At 68.9% G+C, this 14,889-nt stretch carries 16 protein-coding genes and 2 tRNA genes; 11 read left to right on the top strand and 7 right to left on the bottom strand.

The window, feature by feature from the left end; all coding sequences use genetic code 11:
• Positions 1-268: 268 nt before the first annotated feature.
• The 3 genes from rocF (at position 269) to AC1DXK_RS06735 (ending at position 2,296) form a co-directional block, all read left to right on the top strand.
• Entirely contained in the window at positions 269-1,237 is a 969-nt protein-coding gene (gene rocF, locus AC1DXK_RS06745; protein ID WP_457103908.1) for an arginase, read from the top strand.
• Complete coding sequence (locus AC1DXK_RS06740; RefSeq protein WP_457103909.1) at positions 1,237-2,106, top strand: urease accessory protein UreD; 870 nt, start codon at positions 1,237-1,239, stop codon at positions 2,104-2,106. Before rocF ends, AC1DXK_RS06740 begins: the two co-directional genes overlap by 1 nt.
• Before the next feature lie 116 nt (positions 2,107-2,222).
• Positions 2,223-2,296, top strand: a tRNA-Cys gene (locus AC1DXK_RS06735).
• 53 nt (positions 2,297-2,349) lie between these two features.
• On the opposite strand, the gene AC1DXK_RS06730 is transcribed toward AC1DXK_RS06735, so the two are convergent.
• Positions 2,350-4,029, bottom strand: a complete 1,680-nt coding sequence (locus tag AC1DXK_RS06730) for a methyl-accepting chemotaxis protein (protein ID WP_457103910.1) — start codon at positions 4,027-4,029, stop codon at positions 2,350-2,352.
• Positions 4,030-4,292: 263 nt separating this feature from the next.
• Between AC1DXK_RS06730 and AC1DXK_RS06725 the strand changes: the two genes are divergently transcribed.
• From AC1DXK_RS06725 to AC1DXK_RS06705, 5 genes are all read left to right on the top strand, one after another.
• On the top strand, positions 4,293-4,610 hold the full coding sequence (locus AC1DXK_RS06725) for a hypothetical protein (RefSeq protein WP_477297244.1): 318 nt from the start codon (positions 4,293-4,295) through the stop codon (positions 4,608-4,610).
• A 195-nt stretch (positions 4,611-4,805) separates the two neighbouring features.
• Positions 4,806-4,881, top strand: a tRNA-Asn gene (locus AC1DXK_RS06720).
• Between the two features lie 360 nt (positions 4,882-5,241).
• Positions 5,242-5,859 (top strand): cell wall anchor protein, encoded by a 618-nt coding sequence (locus AC1DXK_RS06715; RefSeq protein WP_457103912.1) that lies wholly within the window; start codon positions 5,242-5,244, stop codon positions 5,857-5,859.
• Positions 5,860-5,931: 72 nt separating this feature from the next.
• The gene (locus AC1DXK_RS06710; protein WP_457103913.1) at positions 5,932-6,510 is read left to right on the top strand and encodes an NADPH-dependent FMN reductase; all 579 of its coding nucleotides are present in this window, start codon (positions 5,932-5,934) and stop codon (positions 6,508-6,510) included.
• A 334-nt stretch (positions 6,511-6,844) separates the two neighbouring features.
• The gene (locus AC1DXK_RS06705) at positions 6,845-7,177 is read left to right on the top strand and encodes a hypothetical protein (RefSeq protein ID WP_457103914.1); all 333 of its coding nucleotides are present in this window, start codon (positions 6,845-6,847) and stop codon (positions 7,175-7,177) included.
• 47 nt (positions 7,178-7,224) lie between these two features.
• Here the strand turns inward: AC1DXK_RS06705 and AC1DXK_RS06700 are convergent, their stop codons facing one another.
• Together AC1DXK_RS06700 and AC1DXK_RS06695 are read right to left on the bottom strand one after the other, a co-directional pair.
• Positions 7,225-7,776, bottom strand: coding sequence for a hypothetical protein (locus AC1DXK_RS06700; protein ID WP_457103915.1), 552 nt, complete (start codon positions 7,774-7,776; stop codon positions 7,225-7,227).
• Positions 7,777-8,042: 266 nt separating this feature from the next.
• On the bottom strand, positions 8,043-8,258 hold the full coding sequence (locus AC1DXK_RS06695; RefSeq protein WP_457103916.1) for a hypothetical protein: 216 nt from the start codon (positions 8,256-8,258) through the stop codon (positions 8,043-8,045).
• 303 nt (positions 8,259-8,561) lie between these two features.
• Here AC1DXK_RS06695 and AC1DXK_RS06690 point away from each other — a divergent pair, with 303 nt between their 5' ends.
• Positions 8,562-8,714, top strand: a complete 153-nt coding sequence (locus AC1DXK_RS06690) for a hypothetical protein (RefSeq protein ID WP_457103917.1) — start codon at positions 8,562-8,564, stop codon at positions 8,712-8,714.
• Positions 8,715-8,725: 11 nt separating this feature from the next.
• Here AC1DXK_RS06690 and AC1DXK_RS06685 read toward each other — a convergent pair whose 3' ends face one another.
• Genes AC1DXK_RS06685 through serA form a run of 3 tightly spaced genes read right to left on the bottom strand, consistent with a single transcriptional unit; the run spans position 8,726 to position 10,622 of the window.
• Positions 8,726-9,199, bottom strand: a complete 474-nt coding sequence (locus AC1DXK_RS06685) for a hypothetical protein (RefSeq protein ID WP_457103918.1) — start codon at positions 9,197-9,199, stop codon at positions 8,726-8,728.
• On the bottom strand, positions 9,196-9,369 hold the full coding sequence (locus AC1DXK_RS06680; RefSeq protein WP_457103919.1) for a hypothetical protein: 174 nt from the start codon (positions 9,367-9,369) through the stop codon (positions 9,196-9,198). Before AC1DXK_RS06680 ends, AC1DXK_RS06685 begins: the two co-directional genes overlap by 4 nt.
• 2 nt (positions 9,370-9,371) lie before the next feature.
• On the bottom strand, positions 9,372-10,622 hold the full coding sequence (serA, locus tag AC1DXK_RS06675; protein ID WP_457103920.1) for a phosphoglycerate dehydrogenase: 1,251 nt from the start codon (positions 10,620-10,622) through the stop codon (positions 9,372-9,374).
• A gap of 326 nt (positions 10,623-10,948) precedes the next feature.
• Between serA and AC1DXK_RS06670 the strand changes: the two genes are divergently transcribed.
• Positions 10,949-11,791: a transglutaminase-like domain-containing protein gene (locus tag AC1DXK_RS06670; protein ID WP_477297239.1), complete on the top strand. Its 843-nt coding sequence runs from the start codon at positions 10,949-10,951 to the stop codon at positions 11,789-11,791.
• A gap of 13 nt (positions 11,792-11,804) precedes the next feature.
• Here the strand turns inward: AC1DXK_RS06670 and AC1DXK_RS06665 are convergent, their stop codons facing one another.
• The gene (locus tag AC1DXK_RS06665) at positions 11,805-12,572 is read right to left on the bottom strand and encodes a Crp/Fnr family transcriptional regulator (RefSeq protein ID WP_457103921.1); all 768 of its coding nucleotides are present in this window, start codon (positions 12,570-12,572) and stop codon (positions 11,805-11,807) included.
• A gap of 515 nt (positions 12,573-13,087) precedes the next feature.
• Here AC1DXK_RS06665 and rpsA point away from each other — a divergent pair.
• Positions 13,088-14,800, top strand: a complete 1,713-nt coding sequence (rpsA, locus tag AC1DXK_RS06660; RefSeq protein WP_457103922.1) for a 30S ribosomal protein S1 — start codon at positions 13,088-13,090, stop codon at positions 14,798-14,800.
• The last annotated feature ends 89 nt before the right edge of the window (positions 14,801-14,889 follow it).

The raw sequence follows: 14,889 nt of genomic DNA, 5'->3' as shown, positions 1-14,889 counted from the left end.
GTAAACGCCAATTCAGCGAGATTCTTGCCGATCAGCTTCGGAACACAACCATGGAGGGAGGGAACATCTTTCCGTTCAAGTCATGGGTAGATCAGCAGGCCGGTTTCGACAGTCCGGCGGCTTTCAAAATCCAGCCGGATCGATCGACGGATGCACCGGCGTCGGCTGGCCCGCCAAGGGCGATCGGCGGCGCGTCATCGAATGACGGCCCGGCCCCTGCTAGAGCGGCTGCGGAGCGCCGTGGCGTCGAGACCGCGATGGAGACGGTATGAGCAGCGAAGCCAGACTGGACGCGACGCGCAGCATCGCGCTGATCGGAGCACCCATCGAGGTCGGAACCAGCGAGCCCGGCGCGCTGATGGGTCCGGCGGCCCTGCGAACCGCCGGGCTCGCCCGCACCCTCTCCGATCTCGGACACGCGGTGACGGACCGCGGCGACGTCAGCCCGGAAGGCACCGCGCGCGACCGGGGGCTCCACGCGGTCGCCGCCTGGACGCGCGCCCTGTCCAGGGTCGTCGAGGACGCCCTCGACACGGGGGCGCTGCCGCTGACGGCGGGGGGCGACCACAGCCTGTCGCTGGGCTCCGTCGACGGGGTGATGCGGCATTGCGGGCGACGCGGCCAATCCGTCTTCGTGCTCTGGCTGGACGCCCATGCCGATTTCAACACGCCGGAGACCTCACCATCCGGAAACGTGCACGGCATGCCGCTCGCCGCCCTTTGCGGCGAGCCGGGCTTTCCGCGCCTGTTCGCCGAGCCGGCTCCGCCGCCGCTGCCCCCCGGCAACGTCCATCTGTTCGGCCTGCGGTCGATCGACGGCGGCGAGCGCGCCCTGGTGACGGCGCGGCGGGTCGGCGTCACCGACATGCGGACGATCGACGAATTCGGGGTCGTGGCGCCCCTCCGACGGGTGCTTGACCGCGTCGCCGCTCAAGGCGCCCATCTCCATGTCAGCCTCGACATCGATTTCCTCGACCCGTCGATCGCACCGGGTGTGGGCACCACCGTCCCGGGCGGTGCGACGTTCCGGGAGGCGCATCTGATCATGGAGATGCTTCACGATTCCGGGTTGGTGCGCTCCCTCGACGTCGTCGAACTCAATCCCTTCCTCGACGAGCGTGGACGCAGCGCGCGGGTTCTGGTGGAACTTGTGGCGAGCCTGTTCGGCCGGCGCATCCTCGACCGGCCGACCCTCTCGTTCGGCGCCGTCACCGACGAACCGACCGGACGCGCCTGATGGACGGCCACCTCCCGCGCCAGCCCTCGTCACCCGCTTCGGACCACGGCGCGCCCTCGCGTCAGCGCTCGAATGGGTGTGTCCGGCTGCGGGCGGGACCGGCGCGTCCGGGCGCCGAGACGCGCGTCCTCGACCTCGCGGAATCCGGGCCATCGCGGCTACGCTTCCCACGGGGGACGGGTGCCCTCGAGACGGTCCTCGTCAACACCGCGGGCGGGGTGGCCTGCGGCGACACCTTCGCCCTCGACCTCGCCCTCGAACCGGCGGCCGATCTGGTGCTGACCACGACGGCGGCCGAGAAGATCTACCGATCGGACGGCCCCGTGAGCCGGATCGAGAACGCCGTGACCCTGGGGGCGGGCGCCCGCCTCGCCTGGCTGCCGCAGGAGACGATCCTGTTCGACCGTGCCCGGGTCCGGCGGCACTTCGAGGCCGACCTCGCCGAACGCGCCGCCCTGATCGTCGTGGAGGTCGTCGCGTTCGGTCGCGCGGCCCGGGGCGAGCGGATCCTGGACGGCCTGTTCTCGGATTCCTGGCGGATCCGCCGCGGCGGACGGCTCGCCTATGCCGACACGCTCCTGCTGGAAGGACCGATCAGCGACCAGCTCGCCCGCCCGGCCATCGGCGGCGGGGCACGCGCCTTCGCCACCGTCCTGGACGTCTCCGACGGCGCCGAGGGGCGGCTCGATGAGGCGCGCAGCCGGCTGGCCGAGACTGCTGCGCCGGGCATCACGGCGGCGGCGAGCGCCTGGAACGGCCATCTGGCGGTCCGCGCTCTCGGGGACGCCGTCGGCCCCCTGCGCGGCCTCGTCGCCCGGTTCCTAACGGGCTATCGCGGGCTGCCGATGCCCCGGGTCTGGCAGAGCTGACAGGCTCTGCACACGCGGTGGGCTCGGGGCCGTTGCCTGGGACGGCCGACCTCTGCTAGAGACGCGCTCTCGGAGCTGTCCGCCAAGCTCCGCGGGACGGCAGCGTCGTCCAGGAAGGCCTCGTGGCGGAGTGGTTACGCAGAGGACTGCAAATCCTTGCACCCCGGTTCGATTCCGGGCGAGGCCTCCATCCTTCCCATTCCGGTCGATCGGCAAGTCTCGCCATGGCGTGCGGGCGCGGCGTCACGCGCCGTGGACCTGCATCAGAAATGTCTCGATCGCCTGCTGCAGGGTGTAAGTTCCGGCTTTGACCCGCGCAGCGCTGCCGCGCACCTGCCCGGCCTGCACCTCGTTCGATGCGGCGGCGGCCTCAACGCCGGCCACGCTCTCCGAGATCTTCCGGGCATCCGCCGCCGCGCTGAAGATTGCCCGGGCGATGTCCTGGCTGGCGTGACCCTGCTGGTCGGTGGCGAGGGCCACTTCGGAAGCGATCAGGCTCATCCGGGCGATGGTCTCGCCGATCGTCCCGATGGCGCCGACCGTGCGATCCGCGGCCCCCTGGATCGCCCCGACCTGCCCGGTGATGCGGTCGGTGGCGAGGGACGTCTGGCAGGCCAACGCCTTAACTTCTGCGGCGACCACGGCGAAGCCGCGCCCGGCGGCGCCGGCGCGGGCGGCCTCGATCGTGGCGTTGAGCGCCAGCAGGTTGGTCTGCTCGGCCACCGCACGGATGAGGGTGACGACGGCGCCGATCTCCTCCGCCGCCTGCGAGAGGCTCATCACCGTCTCCTCCAGGCCGCGGGTATCGGTGAGGGCGGAGGATGCGATCTCGCTGGTGTATCGGACTCGGGCCTCGATCTCCCGGGCCGAGGCCGAGAGTTCCTCGGCGGCGCTGGCGATGCTGTCGACGATGCCGGCGCTCTGGCTTGACGCCCCGGTCACGACGGCGGCCTCGGCCGTCATCGCGCCGGCATTCCCCGAGAGGGTGTCGGCCGCCACCTGCATCGCCTCCGCCGAGCCCGCGAGATCGGCGACCGCGCGATGCGTCTCCGTCTCGAAGGTGCGCGTCGCGACGGCCAGCGTCTCGGCCCGGTGGCGGTCACGGTCGCGGCGCCCCTGCGCCTGCGCGTCGAGGTCGCGCTTCTCGATCAGGGCTGTCTGAAAAGCCGCGATGGCGGAGGCCATCTCGCCGATCTCGTCGCGGCGGTGCGTGAACGGGATCGTGCGGCCGAGATCGTTGGTGGCGAGGGCCGTCATCCCGTCCTTGAGCCGATGCAGGGGCTGCCGGACCTGGGTGACGATGATCCAGATCGCCGCGAACAGACCCAGCGCCAGCGCCAGGGCCGGCACGACCACGAGGGTGATCCGCATCTGACGGCGCTCGGCCGCATCCTCGGCGCGGCGGGCGTTGAGACGGGTCAGCACCTCCCGCCCGAGAAGGCCGATCTCGGCGATCATGCGCTCGCGGTTCTTCACGGTCGCCTCGTCGGTCGCCTGGATCAGAGCGGCCTTGGGCGAGACCGTGAGCCCCAGCTCGGCCGTGTCGGTCTGGTAGGCGATGAATTCCTTGACGAACAGATCGAACCGCCGGCGGCGGTCCTCGGGAAGCTGATCCTGCATCGCGTCGAGGAACGGCCCCCGCACCTGCTCCACCGTCGCCAGGGCGTCGTGCAGCGCCGACAGCCGCGAACGCGCCTCGGTCGTGTCCTCCGCGGTGTAGAGGGCGATGGCCTGCACCACCGCGTGCTCGATCGCCTGACCCAGAGCGCCGGCCTGAAGCCCGGCGTTCCAGATCCTGTCCGTAGCGGCGGCGCGCTCCTGCTCCCAGTTGGATTGCCGTACGGCGAACACCGCGATGGCGATCGCCACCAGGGCCAGCAGCCCGACGACCGCCGAGAGCTTGAAGCCGAGTGAGATTCGCATGAGAGCAGCGCCGCCCTGGCAGGAATGCCTGATTGCTCAATCTATACCGAAGGACAATAATTTGAACAGACAACTATAGCTGGCAAAATTACTTATCAAACGCTGAGGTTTTTCGCGCTGATAGCCAGCGAAGTTTCCTGATGCTTGCAAGGTTTTAAGTTCAATTCCGATCGTTGCTGTCAGTTCATGTCGGCACGAACCACCGTCATGACTTGTTCGCCTCGCCGCCGCGGTTCACGGGCCCGGCCGGAACAGATTTCATCATGGCGCCGACCCGGGCCGGGCTCCAATCATCGATCCACGCACGCGGCGAACCGGCCGCCCTCTGGCGCATGTCGCGAAGCGGGCTGCCTCGGGAGGGCGGCGACGATCTCGCGGCGCAGGTCATCGCGCTAGACGTCGACCAGTTCGGGGAGGATGTCGGCCCGATGCTCGTCCAAGGCGGCGATCAGGCGGGGCCGGTCGCTCACCCATTCGAAGGCGACGGACAGTTCGCTCTCGGCGAAAGGGTCCTGCGGGTTGAGACAACGATGGAACAGCATGGTCGCGGTGAGAACGTGCCGGCGCGTGCGGCGGGGTGATCGCCATAGGATCGGGTCACGACCGTCCGATGACGCGGGGCGTGCGTTGGCGAGTCGTCGGCGTGCCATCAGCCTGGGTGCCGTCCGCGGGTGTTGCCGATCGATCACGTCACGGCCGCCCGGCGCCCCCCGGAGCGGAGCGCACATCAAGGCCCTTGCGTGCTGCGATCCCGATGTGTAGAGACCCCCTCGTGATCCCCGATAGCTCAGTTGGTAGAGCAGGCGACTGTTAATCGCCTTGTCGCAGGTTCGAGTCCTGCTCGGGGAGCCAAAAGCCCAGCTCCAGCACAATTCAGTCTGACCGTTCGTCCGTCGCGCCTGCGGCGGTCCGCAGACGATGGATCCGGGCCGGGCACCGTGCCCTCGTCCCACGACACCCGTGGCGGCGGCCCTGATCGAGCGCGGCGCAGCAAACCAGAAGAAGCCGCGATCCACGGCACTGCCCTCAGCATCCCCCGAGCGACCGGCCTCATCCCGATCCAATCGATCGCGCTCGGTCGGGACGGATCGGCAAATTCTGCCGCTCGGCCGTTCCTGCCGAAGGACGTCCTGCAAGGGCGCTTGAAATCATTGCGCTAATTCTGGAACGTGCCATGCCTGCCCACATCGAACGCGGTCGCGAGGGCGTACGATGTCGGTGAATGCGGTTACGGGCAGTTCTCTCCAACGGGATCTCGTCAGCGCCCTGAGGCAGGCACGCGCAGCGAGCGCCATCCAGCTCGATGCCAGCGCCCTGTCGAGCGCCGGCCAGAATTCCGGCACTGCGCCCGAAACGGCGGCCACGCCGCAGGGGACCAGCGCAGCCACGGCGCCGACCCTGTCGAGCGACCTGATGGCGTCACTCCTGCAGTTGCAATCCGACTTCAGCCAGATGGGCCTCCAGAGCGGCGTCACGACGCCAGCCGATGCGGCGGCCAATGCCGAGGATGCATCCACGACCGGCGCGGCGTCGGGCCAGGCCGCGACCGACGCCACGCCGGTGCACCGCCACCACGGCCACCACGCCCGTCCGCCCCTGCCGGACTCCTCGGAGACCGGGCAGACCGGCGCCGCGACGGACGCGACAAGCGCGTCCACGGCGTCGACCACGTCGACGGGCGCGACCTCGACCGCCTCCGCCGCGTTGCCGACCGCGAGCGGGAGCGACCTGGATTCCTTCCTGCAGCAGGTCACGAAGGCGATCACCGCCTATGCGACCGGCGGTCCGATCGGCATCGCGGCCGCGCTCACCAGCAGCGCCAAGGCCTGACGCCCCCGGGATCGCGCCACGCCTGGAGCGGCGCGACCGCCTCTGGCATAATCGGGCGAACCGGAGCTCACCATGCCCCTGACCATCCCCGTGATCCTTGGCAGCGTCCGGACCGACCGCATCGGCATCCGCGCCGCACGCTTCCTGATTGCGCAGCTCGAGGCGCGCGGCCACGCGGCACCGCTGGTCGATCCGGCTGAGCTGAGGCTGCCCCTCCTTGACCGGATGTTCAAGGAATACCCGGCCGGCGCCGCGCCGGAGCCCCTGCAACGTCTCGCCGATCTTTTCCGCCGATCCGACGCCTTCATGATTGTCACGGGGGAGTACAATCACGGTGTCCCACCGGCGTTGTCCAACACCCTCGACCATTTCCTGGAAGAGTATTTCTGGCGGCCCTCGGCGATCTGCTGCTACTCCGCCGGCCAGTTCGGCGGCGTCCGGGCGGCGATGCCGCTCCGGGCGATGCTCGCGGAGATGGGCATGTCCAGCATCCCCTCGCTCCTGCCGATCCCGCGCCTTCAGACGGCCATCGACGGGCAGGGCATCCCCGCCGAGCCTTGGCTCATACCGGCGGCCGCCCGCTTCCTCGACGAGCTGGAATGGCACGCCGAGGCCCTGCGGGATCGGCGCCAGCGCGGCACGCCGTACTGAGACACGACGCAGCGGCCACCCGCTCCCGGTCCCGTTCGGCGCGCCGCGCGTGATGCAGCGAATCCCAGGCAACCACCGGTATTCGACCCATTGCGCGCACCTCGGAGTGCGCAATTTTTCGTCCTGCACCTCGTGAGACAGGGCATTCGATTCCCAAATTGGGCAAATACTCGACACACGATTGCAGAGCAACTTGGCGCCTGCGCACCGACACGATGTTGAACGCGCGGAAGACCCAGGTCGCGAGACAGTATTGCGCTGTTGCAAAAAGGTGGCTGCACACTGCGCCGAAGTATGAGAGCTTGATCGTGTTCCCGAACCCGGACCGATTCCGATGAAGATCGACGAGAGGGCGCTCCTTCAGGAGCGCGTGCGGACGCTTGTCCTGCGCCATGCCCTGGAAACTGTTTTGGACCGGCTCACGACGGTGGCGCGGGAGGCGGGGAAGGATGCCGAGGCCGACCTCCTCAATCTGGAGCAGTCACTGGTCTCGGCCGCGCGCAGCCTCGCGGATCGCGCCAGCGCTCAGAAATTGGCGGTCCTGGTCGCGGTCGAGGATGCGAGCACGACGATCCGGGCGGCCTTCGATCACGCGCATGAGCGCCTGGACGCACTGAAACCGGCTCACCTCACCCTGGTCGAACCGACGGCTGCCGTCGCCGCGTAGCGGCCGCATCGGGGTACAGGTGCCCGGGCGATCCCGCCGACGGTGTCTCAGTGCGGCCGCGCCTCGGGCACGGGCGTGCCGGCCGAAACGGTTCCCGGCCGCCGAAATGTCGCGAGACCGGCCGACAGGCGAACGAGCATCGTCAGGCCGAGGGCGAGGAAGATCGCCCCACCACTCAGGACGACCCGCTCGATCCGGTCGGTGTTGATGACGTGGTCGGGCACCTCGACGCACTGCACGAGGATCTCGGCGACGAGCCCCAGCACCAGCAGGGCGAGACCGCCGCGGTGACAGAGCGCATCGATGGCTGCCTCGTAATCGGGGTCCTCGGTCGGCAGGCCTCCAAGGAGATGGCTAACGCCGTGTCGTTCCTCCAGCACGACGCCCCAGCCGATCAGGATCACACCCATACCCTCGACCAGGTGTCCGGCCTCATGGATCGTCGGGTGGGTCTGCAAGCCTGCGCCCCAGAGCAGCGACGTGATCTCGACCAGTGCAAGGATCAGCGGGAGAGCGATCACCGTGTTGAACACGATGATCGACCAGCGATTGAGAAGTAGGCTTGCCAGCATCGACCGGACGACAGTCTGAACGCGCATGAACGCAGGACTCGGGCAAGACTCGAGGTCATCAGCCCCAGTCCGGAGCAGGAAAAGCGCCCCTATCTCGCCTCGTCAAGGACGGCGTTCGTCTGGGACGCAGGGGCCGCAATCTGAGACGGATCATCCCGAGCGAGGCCGAATACACGGCCCAGCGCCGCCGGCGGCGCGCTTCACACCCCCGGATCACCCATCGCCCCGTCGGGCCGATTCCGCGCCGCCGTCGACGACCCGGCGTCAGGACGGTCGTTCGGGAAGCCCGAGGCTTACTGCTTGGCGCGGTTGAGGATCGTCCAGAGCACGCGGGCGACGGGCTCGGTGACCGTCCGGCGATACTTGCGGTGAACCAGCTGCCCGTTGTGATAGACGTCCTGCTCCACGTAGAGCCGCTCCCCGTCCCAGCGGACGATGTTGTCGGACTCGATCGTCTCCTCGACGCCGAGATCACCTCGGAGAATCGGGTTGCCTGTCTGGGTCAGCATACGCGCGTCCTCGTTCACGCAGTCGGTTCCACCCGGAGAGCGCCATCGCGGCCCGTGCAGCGCGACCCCAGGCAACACCCGACGCCGGGCAGCATAGGAGCGCATCGGCGCACATGCCAGCGACATGGCGGACGCATTCGAACGACCGTCACTGCGGCAGCGCCGCCCCGCGCCGGGGCGACGCCCAACGTCACCGATGTGCGCTTCGGCACGTCCAGCTCGGCCGTAAGGTGCGATGCTTCACATGCGCAACGGGTCTGCATGCAGGACGTATCCGGAACCGACCGCGCGACGGAGGCGTCCATGCTCGCTCGCCCGTTTCGCCTGATCGCTCCGGCGCTCGCCGCCCTTGGCTTGGTGGCCCTGCGCCTCGCGAGCCCGCTCATCGGGCCGGTGGCTCCGCCGCCGCCCGGCGCGTCCGAAAACGGGGGCGTCGTGTTCCGCCACTATCTCTGACGGGTTGGCGCTCAGCCCCGCCGTCTGAGCACGGCGCCTGGGATCGCGCAGGCGGCCCCGGCCGCCGGTCCCAGAACGATGTCGCCCTGGCGCGGGTTGTTCACGGTGAACGGCGCTGTCTCCTGCAGGCCGATGAATCCGCGCCCGAGCTGCGGCACGAACAGATCTCCGCCGAACCGGACGAAGCAGCGATCGAGAACCGCTTCGTAGTCGAAGGTGCGCTGGGTCACCGGGGCGCCCCCCGCGGCGGGCACGCCGCAATACGCCGCGATATCGATCCGGCCCGGATGGGACAGCCGCAACGGCAGGGACTGGCCCGGCAGAAGCGTGGCGGGCGGGCCGCCGTCCTGGCGCGCGACCATGACGAGGTTCGACCGGTTGTAGACCCGGCGCAGGCAATCCGCCGACGCGCCGGAGACGACCGAGACCGACCCGGCGATGCCGAGCACCAGTCCGGCCCACGCGCATCCAACACGCTTCGTCACCGCAATTCCTCCGCCGGCCTGGCAATCGATCGGTCGACGCCGTCGATGTGCCGTCCAAGACTTGAACAGCGGCCAGCTTGGCCGCGCAAGGCGAACGCGGCAAGAGCGGTGGTGTTCACGCCGGCATCGTAAATTCCGGTCGGCGGAATGCGCCGCACGCCGGCGCGCATGCTCAGCGGCGCTCGTACAGCAGCCGGGCGCGGATCGTACCGGGGATCGCGCGGATCTCGGTGAGCAGCGCCTCCGCATCCGCGTCGGTGGCGTCGGTCTCCAGCACCACGTACCCGACCTCGCCGTCGGTCTGGTAGAACTGGGCGGCGATGTTGACGTGGCCGCGGGAGAAGACGTCGTTCAGCCGTCCGAGCATGCCCGGCAAGTTCCGCTGGACGTGGATGAAGCGCGTTCCGGTCGGCCGCGCCGGGAGCTGCACCTGCGGGAAGTTCACGGCGCCGACCGTCGAGCCGATGTCGGAGTAATCCACCAGCTTGCGCGCCACCTCGGACCCAATGCGCTCTTGGGCCTCCTCGGTGGAACCGCCGATATGCGGGGTGAGGATGACGTTCTCCAGGCCCTGGAGCGGGCTGACGAAGGATTCGGCGTTGGAGCCGGGTTCCACGGGGAAGACGTCGACGGCCGCGCCCTTGAGATGGCCGTCGCGGAGAGCCCCGGCCAGGGCGTCGAGATCGACCACGGTGCCGCGGGCATTGTTGATCAGGAACGCGCCGGGCTTCATCGCCCGAATCTCTCCCTCGCCGATCATGTTGGCGGTGGCTTCGGTCTCGGGCACGTGCAGCGAGACCACGTCGCTCTGCGCCAGGAGTTGCCGAAGGGACTCGGTCGGCTCGGTATTGCCGTGCCGTAACTTGTCGGTGTGATCGTAGAACAGCACCCGCATGCCCATGGCCTCTGCGAGCGTCGAGAGCTGCGTACCGATATTGCCATAGCCCACGATCCCGAGGGTCTTGCCGCGGACCTCCAGCGCGCCCGCCGCCGACTTGTCCCAGCGCCCGGCATGGGCGCCCACCGAGCGCGGCACGATCCGGCGCAGGAGCATCACGATCTCCCCGATCGTCAGCTCCGCCACCGAGCGCGTGTTCGAGAACGGGGCGTTGAAGACCGGGATCCCCCGGTGGCGCGCCGCCTCGAGGTCAACCTGGTTGGTGCCCACGGAGAAGCAGCCCACCGCCAGCAGCCGGTCCGCGGCCGCGAAGGCCGCCGCGTCGAGCTGCGTGCGCGAGCGGATGCCCACCATGTGCACGCCCTGGAGCGCTTCGTGCAGGGCCTCCCGGTCGAGCGCCTTGGGCAGCCGAGTCAGGTTGGCGTAGCCCGCCGCCTGCATCAGCGCCACGGCGCTGTCGTTGATGCCCTCGAGCAGAAGGACCCGGATCTTGTCCTTCGACAGGGAAAACTTGTCGGGCGTCATGAGCATCGATCGTCTGGCAGCGGGTCTACGCGGCGGCGTCCGGCCGACCCTGGATTCGGGCGGCCAGGGATACGAGGGCGCCCTGTGCGTTGCAACATGGCGCGGCGCCGGGCAGCCCCGCTCGGCTGCGACACCTGAAGCGTGCCCGACGCACGCGACGCCGAAGCACGCGCGCCCGGTCCGTCCGGAATATTCGTGCAGCCCGTCGGCGGATAGACGAACAACCTGAAGGAACTTCGCCTCGCCTCGCGGCTTCTAGAGCCCTGTCCAGTCACGACCCGTCGTCCGGCCGACCCGGGCGGCGGATTCTTACACGGTCTTTGACGATGCACATCCGCTCGGGCTTCTCGATTGCCTTCGATACGTTCGGCCCGACGCCGATGAACCTGCTCCTCAACGTGCGCCCGGAGCGCCACGGGGATCTCGTGACTCCGGAGGCGATCACCTTCGACCCTCCGGTTGCAGCCCGCCGGCATGTMGATGCCTTCGGCAACGTCAGCACGCGCATCGTCGCGCCGGGCGGCCGGATCACCATGGCGGCCGATTTCACGGTCGCCGACAGCGGCCTGCCGGACGATCAGGCACCCGGCGCGCGCCAGATCGCCGTCCAGGATCTGCCCGACGACGTCCTGATGTACCTGCTCGGTTCGCGCTACTGTGACACCGACAAGCTGTCCGGCATCGCGTGGTCGCTGTTCGGCGGCACGCCCGAGGGCTGGGCGCGGGTCCAGGCGATCGTCGACTTCGCCCACAATCACTTGCGCTTCGATTACCAGTTGGCCGACGCCACGCGCACCGCCTTCGACGGGTACACGCAACGGGTCGGTGTCTGTCGGGACTTCGCCCATCTGGCGATCGCCCTGTGCCGGTGCATGAACATCCCGGCCCGCTACGCCACCGGCTATCTCGGCGACATCGGCGTGCCGCAGGACCCGGCGCCGATGGACTTCTCCGCCTGGTTCGAGGTCTTCCTCGAAGGGCCGGACGGCCCACGCTGGTACACGTTCGACGCGCGGCACAACTGCCGCCGCATCGGCCGCATCGTCATGGCCCGCGGCCGCGACGCCACCGACTGCGCCCTGACCACGAGCTTCGGCACCGCGCTGCTCGTCCGGTTCGACGTCCATACCGACGAGTCCGTCGCGCCGCCGGACGCCCTGGCGGCCTGACGCGCTCCCCGGACTAGACGGTCTCGACGGGTTCCGGGACGATCGCCGTGTCGTTCGCCAGATGCAGGAAGGTCGGATCGAACTCGGCCACCTTGACCAGCGTCGCCCAGTCCTCGATCGTCAGCGTGCCTCCGCTGAGGGTCACGAGCCCGCGCCCCCTGAGGGTGCGCAGGACGCGGTTGAGGTGGACACTGGTCAGGCCGAGGGCGTCGGCCATTTCCGCCTGCTTGGGGGCGAGGGGGCAGCTCAGGCCCCGGGCGAGCCCGACGGCTCTCTGGCGGAGATACAGCTCGCAGAACATGTGGGCGACGCGCCCGAGGGCCTGCCGCCGCCCCAGGCTCGTGATCCGCTCGCGATAATGGGCGGCATCGATCAGGCTGTCGCGCCAGAGGATACCGGCGAGGCCCGGGTTCCGGAGGAGGACCGCGCGCAAATCGTCATGCGCGATGAACGCGACCGCGCAGGCGCTCAGCGTGGCAAGGTTGTGGTCCATCCGATGCAGGTGGAGGCTCTGCAGGTCAGGAACGTCGCCGGCGATGTAGAACGACAGGATCTGGCGACCGCCCTCCGCGAGCGCGGCGTAACGATAGATCCAGCCCTGCAGGACGAGGCAGCTATGGCCCGGCCGGTCGCCGAACTGGACGATGTCGTGGCGGGCCGGAAGGTTGCGGACCGTATGGGGAAGGCCGAGGAGCGCGGCACGGTCCGACTCCGCGAGAGGCGCGATGCTGTCGAGCTTGCGCGCCAGCATCTCCATCGGGGCGTTGTAGCCGTTCGGCATGCGCGTCACCCTCCGGATCGCATGGATGGTGGGGCGGCGCCGGACCGGGGCTCCGCAGCGTGTGCGTCGTGATCGAGGTTCCGCACCCTCTGCCCCCCAAAACCGCTCCGGATCGGCCGGACCCGCCCGAGCGCCGGTCCCGCTGCGCCTTTCGCACCGGGTTCGCCACACCGCCGACAGAGTTGCCGCATCCGCTTCCATCGGCAAGACCGTACGGCGCGACGGCGCCTGGCGGTCCACCGAGCCTAAAACCCCAATCGGTTGAAGTCGCAAGGACGATGTTGTATGGGACGCGCGTCCTCCCGGATCCGCCCTCGCGCGCTCGTCTTCTGGCGCGCCCGCCGGGCCGCCGGATGGACCGCCCTCGTCATCCGTATCGACGCGTCGGCAAACCGGCTCCCGCGGGACCGGTCGCCTCTCCCGAAAGACTCCGGGGAGGCCGCGGCGAACGGGGGCGCCTGCAACGCGAGCCGCCGACGCAACGGGCCTCCGCTGGAGGCCGTTCAGGAGATGGAATGACCGCAGGTACCGCTCTGGGGCACAGCCCGAGCCGCGACGATTTCGCCGCCCTCCTCGAGGAGAGCTTCCTCGAACACGAGATCACCGAAGGCTCCGTCGTCAAGGGTCGCGTCGTCGCGATCGAGAAGGACGTGGCCGTCATCGACATCGGTGCCAAGACGGAAGGCCGTGTCGCGCTCAAGGAATTCACCGGCCCCGGCCGGGAAGGCGAGCTGAAGGTCGGCGACGAGGTCGAGGTCTACGTCGACCGGATCGAGAACGCGCTCGGCGAAGCCGTCATCTCGCGCGACAAGGCGCGCCGCGAGGAGAGCTGGGTCAAGCTCGAGAAGTCGTTCGAGAACAACGACCGCGTCACCGGCACGATCTTCAACCAGGTCAAGGGCGGCTACACCGTCGACCTCGACGGCGCCGTGGCGTTCCTGCCGCGCTCGCAGGTCGACATCCGTCCGGTCCGCGACGTTACCCCGCTGCTCGGCACCCCGCAGCCGTTCCAGATCCTCAAGATGGATCGCCGTCGCGGCAACATCGTCGTGTCGCGCCGGACCGTGCTCGAGGAGAGCCGCGCCGAGCAGCGCTCGGAGCTGGTGGCCAACCTCGAGGAAGGTCAGGTCATCGACGGCGTCGTCAAGAACATCACCGAGTACGGCGCGTTCGTCGATCTCGGGGGGATCGACGGCCTGCTGCACGTCACCGACATGGCGTGGCGCCGCGTGAACCACCCGTCCGAGGTCGTGACCATCGGCCAGACGGTCAAGGTCAAGATCATCAAGATCAACCACGAGACGCACCGCATCTCGCTCGGCATCAAGCAGCTGCTCGCTGATCCGTGGGAGGGCATCGCCGCCCGCTACCCGGAGGGCGCCAAGCTCAAGGGCCGCGTGACCAACATCACCGATTACGGCGCCTTCGTGGAGCTGGAGCCGGGGATCGAGGGCCTGATCCACGTCTCCGAGATGAGCTGGACCAAGAAGAACGTCCATCCGGGCAAGATCGTCTCCACCTCCCAGGAGGTCGAGGTCCAGATCCTAGAGGTCGATCCGGTCAAGCGCCGCATCTCGCTGGGCCTCAAGCAGACTTTGCAGAACCCCTGGGAGGGCTTCGCCGAGAAGCACCCGGTCGGCTCAGAGGTCGAGGGCGAGGTCAAGAACAAGACCGAGTTCGGCCTGTTCATCGGCCTTGAGGGCGACGTCGACGGCATGGTCCACCTGTCGGATCTCGACTGGAACCGTCCCGGCGAGCAGGTCATCGAGGAGTTCAAGAAGGGCGACATGGTCCGCGCCCAGGTTCTCGACGTCGACGTCGAGAAGGAGCGGATCTCGCTGGGCGTGAAGCAGCTCGGCGGTGACCCCTTCGCCGAAGCCGGCGAGATCAAGAAGGGTCAGATCGTCACCTGCGAGGTCATCGAGGTGAAGGATGCCGGCGTCGAGGCGAAGATCGTCGACACCGACATGCAGACCTTCATCCGCCGGGCGGAGCTCGCCCGCGACCGCGGCGACCAGCGCCCCGAGCGCTTCGCCGCCGGCGAGAAGTTCGACGCCCGCGTCGTTCAGTTCGACCGGAAGGCCCGCCGCGTGCAGGTCTCGATCAAGGCCCTCGAAATGGCCGAGGAGAAGGAGGCGATGGCTCAGTTCGGCTCCGCCGATTCGGGTGCCTCGCTCGGCGACATCCTGGGTGCCGCCTTCAACAAGAAGCGCACCGACGACGAGTAAGACGCAGCCGTCCGCCGCCCGGCCCGTCCGGGCGGCGGATCCACGGCTCAGAGACCCGCGCAGGACCTCGGTCCGGCGCGGGTTTTCTT

This window comes from Methylobacterium sp. P3_A11 (assembly GCF_056403155.1).
Note: the sequence above shows the minus strand (reverse complement) of the source record. Positions and strands in the feature narration are given on the sequence as shown.

Bases quoted from the DNA above. Each gene is read 5' to 3' on its own strand.
- AC1DXK_RS06690 (WP_457103917.1), top strand. From the start codon at position 8,562: ATGCTCGCTCGCCCGTTTCGCCTGATCGCTCCGGCGCTCGCCGCCCTT.
- AC1DXK_RS06665 (WP_457103921.1), bottom strand. From the start codon at position 12,572: ATGCCGAACGGCTACAACGCCCCGATGGAGATGCTGGCGCGCAAGCTC.
- AC1DXK_RS06700 (WP_457103915.1), bottom strand. From the start codon at position 7,776: ATGCGCGTTCAGACTGTCGTCCGGTCGATGCTGGCAAGCCTACTTCTC.
- AC1DXK_RS06740 (WP_457103909.1), top strand. From the start codon at position 1,237: ATGGACGGCCACCTCCCGCGCCAGCCCTCGTCACCCGCTTCGGACCAC.
- AC1DXK_RS06725 (WP_477297244.1), top strand. From the start codon at position 4,293: ATGGCGCCGACCCGGGCCGGGCTCCAATCATCGATCCACGCACGCGGC.
- rocF (WP_457103908.1), top strand. From the start codon at position 269: ATGAGCAGCGAAGCCAGACTGGACGCGACGCGCAGCATCGCGCTGATC.
- AC1DXK_RS06730 (WP_457103910.1), bottom strand. From the start codon at position 4,029: ATGCGAATCTCACTCGGCTTCAAGCTCTCGGCGGTCGTCGGGCTGCTG.
- AC1DXK_RS06715 (WP_457103912.1), top strand. From the start codon at position 5,242: ATGTCGGTGAATGCGGTTACGGGCAGTTCTCTCCAACGGGATCTCGTC.
- rpsA (WP_457103922.1), top strand. From the start codon at position 13,088: ATGACCGCAGGTACCGCTCTGGGGCACAGCCCGAGCCGCGACGATTTC.
- serA (WP_457103920.1), bottom strand. From the start codon at position 10,622: ATGACGCCCGACAAGTTTTCCCTGTCGAAGGACAAGATCCGGGTCCTT.
- AC1DXK_RS06695 (WP_457103916.1), bottom strand. From the start codon at position 8,258: ATGCTGACCCAGACAGGCAACCCGATTCTCCGAGGTGATCTCGGCGTC.
- AC1DXK_RS06710 (WP_457103913.1), top strand. From the start codon at position 5,932: ATGCCCCTGACCATCCCCGTGATCCTTGGCAGCGTCCGGACCGACCGC.
- AC1DXK_RS06680 (WP_457103919.1), bottom strand. From the start codon at position 9,369: ATGCGCGCCGGCGTGCGGCGCATTCCGCCGACCGGAATTTACGATGCC.
- AC1DXK_RS06705 (WP_457103914.1), top strand. From the start codon at position 6,845: ATGAAGATCGACGAGAGGGCGCTCCTTCAGGAGCGCGTGCGGACGCTT.